The sequence below is a fragment of the Pirellulales bacterium genome (assembly GCA_035499655.1).
Taxonomy (GTDB): domain Bacteria; phylum Planctomycetota; class Planctomycetia; order Pirellulales; family JADZDJ01; genus DATJYL01.
Map to the genome: position 1 here is coordinate 1 of DATJYL010000239.1, position 5,945 is coordinate 5,945.

At 57.0% G+C, this 5,945-nt stretch carries 5 protein-coding genes; 3 read left to right on the forward strand and 2 right to left on the reverse strand.

The window, feature by feature from the left end; translation table 11 throughout:
• Positions 1-1,283: hypothetical protein (locus VMJ32_18720; GenBank protein ID HTQ41055.1), on the forward strand; the 1,283-nt coding region annotated here is incomplete at its 5' end.
• Positions 1,284-1,400: 117 nt separating this feature from the next.
• Positions 1,401-1,670, forward strand: coding sequence for a 30S ribosomal protein S20 (gene rpsT / locus VMJ32_18725; protein HTQ41056.1), 270 nt, complete (start codon positions 1,401-1,403; stop codon positions 1,668-1,670).
• Between the two features lie 67 nt (positions 1,671-1,737).
• Here the strand turns inward: rpsT and VMJ32_18730 are convergent, their stop codons facing one another.
• Together VMJ32_18730 and VMJ32_18735 are read right to left on the reverse strand one after the other, a co-directional pair.
• Positions 1,738-2,646 (reverse strand): dihydroorotate dehydrogenase electron transfer subunit, encoded by a 909-nt coding sequence (locus tag VMJ32_18730; protein HTQ41057.1) that lies wholly within the window; start codon positions 2,644-2,646, stop codon positions 1,738-1,740.
• On the reverse strand, positions 2,643-3,887 hold the full coding sequence (locus VMJ32_18735) for a pseudouridine synthase (GenBank protein HTQ41058.1): 1,245 nt from the start codon (positions 3,885-3,887) through the stop codon (positions 2,643-2,645). The genes VMJ32_18730 and VMJ32_18735 overlap by 4 nt, the downstream gene beginning before the upstream one ends.
• A gap of 656 nt (positions 3,888-4,543) precedes the next feature.
• On the opposite strand from VMJ32_18735, the gene VMJ32_18740 reads away from it, so the two are divergent.
• Positions 4,544-5,945 (forward strand): hypothetical protein (locus VMJ32_18740; protein HTQ41059.1); only part of this gene is annotated, 1,402 nt, incomplete at its 3' end.

The following is a 5,945-nucleotide window of genomic DNA, read 5'->3' on the forward strand; positions in this document are numbered from 1 at the left end:
TGCACAATCTGTTTTGCAAGTATACCACTGCGAAAAGTGCCGGCCTAACCTCCGGCCTTCGCACGGCAACTTCCAAAACCAGCATGCTGAACTCCAGCCGCAAAAAAGACTGGTCAGGCCTCATCAAGACCGGCCTGGAAGTTCTCAAGATCAATCCCTGGGACAGTTCCGCGCTGATGCTCATGGCCCGGGCCTGCGGCGAGCGCGGCTTCGTGAAAAGCCAGCTGATGTATTTGGAGAAGGCCAAAGACGTAGATCCCAAAAACTACGACGTCTGGTGGGAACGCGGCCTGGCTTTGGAAAAAGATGCGCAGTTTGACGAGGCCGTAAAATCCTGGCTCAAAGCCGAGTCCGTGGCCAAGGTCGCCAGCGAGGAAGCCGATCGGGCGCATCGGGCCGTCTCGCGGTTGCAAGTCGATTTGACAATGAAATCCAACGTCCAGCAAGACGAAGCGAAGCACGAGAGCGCCAAACCAGAAACTGAAGCCGACCGGATTTACCGGACCTATTTGGCCGCTTCCGCCGGACTAAAACCCAACAAGCGCACCCGCGCCGAAGAACTGCTGGACAAAATCGCCGCTGAACCCGGCGAATACATGCTCTACACCGAGCTGGCCGACAACCACGAACGGGCCGGCAATTTCAGTGAGGCCGAAAGCGTGCTCAACCGCGGTTTGGATGCCACCGGCGATTTGCGCATTCGTGAACAACTGGAAGACGTGCAAATCCGCCGCATGCAAAATCAACTGCTGATTGCCCAGCGGCGCGCAGCCGAGCTGAAAACCGACGAAGCCCAACAACAGGTGCGGCAAATCAACGTCGAGTTGAACAATCAAGAGTTGGAAGTGTATCGCAAACGCGTCGATCGCTATCCCACGAACACGCATTGGAAATTTTTGGCGGGGGAGCGGTTGAAAAAATCCGGCAATTACGCCGAAGCCATCAAAATGCTACAGGATGCCCGCAACGATCCCAAACACCGCGGCATGGTGTTATTGGAATTAGGCATTTGCTTTCACCAAATCAAACAATTTAAGCTGGCCAAGCAGCATTATGTGCAAGCGGTCGAAGCCATCCCGGAAAAAGAGATTGAACACCGCAAAAGAGCCTTGTATTTTGCCGGAGTGTTGGCGATGGGCTTGGCCGGAATGGATAAGACCGGCTTGAACGAAGAGGAATTGGACGAGGCGGAAAAGTATTTCACCCAACTGGCCGCTTTGGATTTTAATTATCTCGACATCTCGAAACGTCTGGACAAAATCGCCAAACTACGCAATAAATAAGGGTCCGCTTCGCGAGTGTCCGGGTGTCTATGTGTCTGGTGGCCTGGGTACGGTGCGAAGCAGTGTCGAAAATTCATCGATGTGTCAGACACTTAGACACCAAATACCCCGAACCTCATGCCCAACATTGCTAGTGCGCGAAAGCGTCATCGACAAAACCTCAAAGCCCGGGCCCGCAACCGCGCCGTCAAAAGCGAGTTGAAGACCGAAATCCGCAAAGTCAACGAAACGGCGGCAGCCGGAAAAATGGCCGATGCGGAATTGGAATTCCGCGTCGCCGTGGCCAAGCTCGATCGCGCGGCCGCCAAGCGAATTATTCATCCCAACCGGGCGGCCCGGTTGAAATCGCGCCTCTCGGCACATTTGAAGTCGATGAAGAAGAAATAGTTGCTTCTTGGTATTTAGCCCCCGGTCAATAACCGGGGGCTAATTCTGCCAGGCCACGCCCGATCTCTTACCACTCTATTTGCTCGGCCGCGAACACCGGGCCTTCCACGCAGGTGCGGCGGTAATCCCAACCGCCGTCGCTCTGGCGGACTTTGGCCACGCAGGTAAAGCAGATGCCAATGCCGCAGGCCATGGGCGTTTCCAGCGAAACCTGACAGGGCACATTGTAATCGTGGGCGATTTTCGCCACGCCGGCCATCATCGGCTCCGGACCGCAACAACAGATTGCGGTCAGTGGCCGGACTTCGGCGATCTCAGTCGGGCCGTGGTCAATGGTCGATTGCTCCAACACCTGCCGCAACACGTCGGTGACGAGTCCATGATGACCGGCCGTGCCGTCATCGGTGCTAAGGCGAACATCGAGGCCCAGACGCCGAAAATCGTCGGCCCCTGCAAAATAAGCGGCGCTGCGCGCGCCATAACAAAACGTAATTTGCTTCGGTCGCGGCACAGTCCGGGGTGGTTGACCGTAGCGTTTGAATCCAACGTGTTCCGCAGCCAGCGCTAAAAACGGCGTGACGCCGATGCCGCCGGCCACCATAATCAAATGTTCGGCCGTTTGCGGCGGAAAGCCGTTGCCCAGCGGACCCCAGACATCCATCGGTTGCCCGGCCACACAGCTTGCCAACCGGCGCGTGAATTTTCCGGCCACGAGATAGACCACGTCCAACCACGTCGGCTCGCCGGCATCGGAAAGCACGGTGTCGTACAGCGCCAAGGGCCGACCCAAAAGGGGATCGTCGCAGCCGGCCAATCGTAGCATGATAAATTGCCCCGGCGTAATCTGGCGCGCGATGGCCGGGCAAGCCAGTCGCACTCGAAACGTGTCGCGGGCCAATTGCACGTTTTCCAGCACCGTGGCGCAGGCCTGGCAGCCGGCATCGGCGTAAAACGGAGCGTGCAAGCGATTGCTCATCGGCGCTTCGATTGCTGAGGCGATGAATGTCGATCCCGTTGCCGGCGGAAGCGACGGCGCCGGCCAGCCGAGCCTGTTGGATCACCCCCAATCACCGTGCGCCGCTTTTGCTTACGGCTGCGCTTGGCGCCCAGCGGACTAAGGTCGATGGGCGTGGTTTCCATTTCCGCCAGCGATATGTCAGTGCCATCAGCCAGCGAGTCTTCGTCGGCAGCCTCGCTATCTTTCCAGTCACTGCTCGTCTGTGCATGGCTAACGCCGCCGGCATTTTCATGGATGTCGGCAGACAGAAGATCCAGTTCTTCGATCTCGGTGTCAGGCGGCAGCGATCGATCAATGATGGGTTGCACCCCGCCCACTTGTCCCCGGTGAGCTTTTGCCGGCGATGCATGGCCGGCCGCCGTGGATGACGGCACGCCCGCCGTCCGCCGCCGCTGCGCACTGTTGTCCATCTTTCGCCCGCTCTGTTGGGCCGCCTGGTACAACTCCTCAATTTCCTCACTCCGCAGCGGCCTGCTTTCCCCCGGTTGTAAATTTCCTAACCGCAAGGGCCCCATGGCAATGCGCTTCAGCGACAGCACCTTGTGGCCGATGCGTGCCAGGAGCCGGCGGACTTCGCGGTTCCGGCCTTCGTCCAGCACAATTTCCAACAGCGTGCTGTGACGGTGCGCGCGCCGCACCTGCACCCGCTTGGCATGTGCAAAACCTTCGGCCAAATGCACGCCGCGCTGCAATTTGGCCAGCGCTTCCGGAGTGGGAATGCCGGCGACCAAAGCCGCATACGTCTTTTCGACCCCGTACCGCGGATGGGTGAGCAAATCGGTCAGCGTGCCGTCGTTGGTCACCAGAATTAAACCGCCGCTCGATTTATCCAGTCGCCCGACCGTGAACAACCGCTCCTGGCTGGGCGCCAGGTCGATGACCCTGGGCCGTCCCGCCGGATCGTGGCTGGTCGAAAGCACCCCGGCGGGTTTGTTGACCAGAAAATAAAGTTTGCGTTTAGGGCGGCGGAGCATTTCACCATCGACGCTAATTTTTTGGCGCGCCGGGTCGACTCGCGTTCCCAATTCGGCGACGGGTTGCCCATCGACGTCGACGCGTCCTTGGCGGATCAACTCTTCGCATTGTCGCCGGCTGCCGATGCCCGCCGCGGCCAAAACTTTTTGCAAGCGCACGTGCGACAGGCCGTTGGCGGTGCGCGCGTTGTCCGCCGGCAGGCGCCGCCGGCGCGGTTTTGCCACTGCGATGGATGAGCGCTTTCCTCTGTTGTGCGACCGGCGATGAGGCGCTTTGGCAAACATGAAATTGGCGGCGTCCAAAAAAGATTCAATTGCGACAAGCAGCTTCGGCGGCAATGGCCTGCTTTTGAAAAGTTGCGCGCTAAAGAAGTGGATTCCAGAACGCGGGCCGTGAAGGACGCCGGTCTAATTCATTGGTGGGGAGGTGTTTTGTGCGATCTTCCCTATTTGGGTGAGTCGAAACGAGGCAGCCGCTCAAATCCAGCAAAATCCTAACAAAGTACTTGCTGTCTCCGCATTCTGTGGCAATAATCTGCCTGTATAAGCATTGTATCCCGGGGAGAGGGATTGCGTTCTGAACCGGAGATCACCCACAGAACAATCAGACCATTCTAAGTCATTTGGCCGCCAGCGGAACAGAGGTGAACAGGTGTAGTGTCGGTTTTTTACAGCCTGCGTACAATCCCCCGGGTTGGAAGGTGATTTGTGTCCGCGCTCCGTTGAAAGAAACCGTCTGCTACCAGAATTGCGTTTTGTTAGATAGTAGGCAGATGTGTTTTTCAGGGGCGTCCTGCGCGGAACCACTTCAACAAATCAAACCATTTCAACGATTTAAACGAATTTAATACGGTGCTTTAACAAAGCAGTGGAGAACTATGATGAAAAAACGAATGATGAAAAAACTAACCCTTCTCGGTTTTTGCGGCGCGGCGTGCCTGTTTGCCTTCCTGGTGCTTTCGGCGGAACATGCGCAAGCCCAGTCGACGACCATTGCCGATTGGACGTTCGAAACCTCTCATCCCACCACGGCTGGTCCAGTCTCGCCTGAGGTCGGTACTGGCTCAGCCAGCGCGTCAGGCATCTCAGGATTGAATTCTCCGGCCGGCAACGGCTCGAGCCATTCCTACAGCGGAAATCAGTTCACCCCGAATACCTCTTACTATCAATTCTCGACCTCGACCACCAGCTTTTCCAGTATCACAGTTCAATGGGATCAAGTCAGCAGCACCACGGGCCCCCAGGATTTTACCTTTGAGTATAGCACCGATAACGTGACATATACGCCGTTTTCCAATTACAAAGTTTTGTCCAATAGCAGCGCGTCTCCATATTTCAATCCGGTGTGGAATGGAACAACTTCCAGTCCCATTTACACCTACAGCCCGAATATCAGCACGCTCTCCAGCTTGGCAAATCAAGGGACCGTCTATTTTCGATTGGTCGATGCGGATACTACCAGCGTAGGCGGCAACGGCGGCGTGGTGGCTACAGGGGGTACAGACCGGGTCGATAATTTTATTATCAGTGGCGTTACGAATCCCCAATACTGGGATGGCAGTGGATCGGGCACAGGCGGCTCCAATCACGGGCCGAATACAACTTGGAGCACTACGGACGCAAATTGGAATTCCGCCAGCGATGGCAGTACTAATCCGTCCGTTGTTTTCGATCCAACAAAACCTGCGTATTTTAGTGGGACGCATGGCACAGTCTCGGTCGTCAGCACCGGCGTCAGCACGAATGCCGGTATGATCTTTGGAACAAATGGTTACGTGATTGCCGGCGGTGGGGTCACCTCGGGCACCGGGCTTTTGACGCTTAATGGGAGCGGCGTCGAGGTGTTAAGCTCAACCGACACCGCGACGGTCACCGCGCAGGTGGGAGGTACGGGCTTTGCCGTCAATGGCCAAGGCACCTTGGTGCTCGATCCCACTCAGAATTCCACATATGGCGGCACGAGCCACACCGCGGAGGCTATTGCCGGCATTTTAACCCTGAACAGCGGCACTCTTTCGGTACCTACTGTGGGGGCATTAGGTACCGGGATCACGAACTTCGCGTTGAACGGCGGTACACTTAGCATTTCGACCGGCGCCGCCTCCGAATCGATCACCGGCAGCGTTACCGGCAGCAACGGTACAATTAGCATTCCTTCTATCGAAACGCTGACGCTAACGGGCGGCACTGCTCAAGCCACCGGTGGCGCCAACTCCCCGATTATTACCTTGTCGAATTCCGGAAAATTGGTTTTGGCGCCCAACTCCAGCTTTGCCACCACCA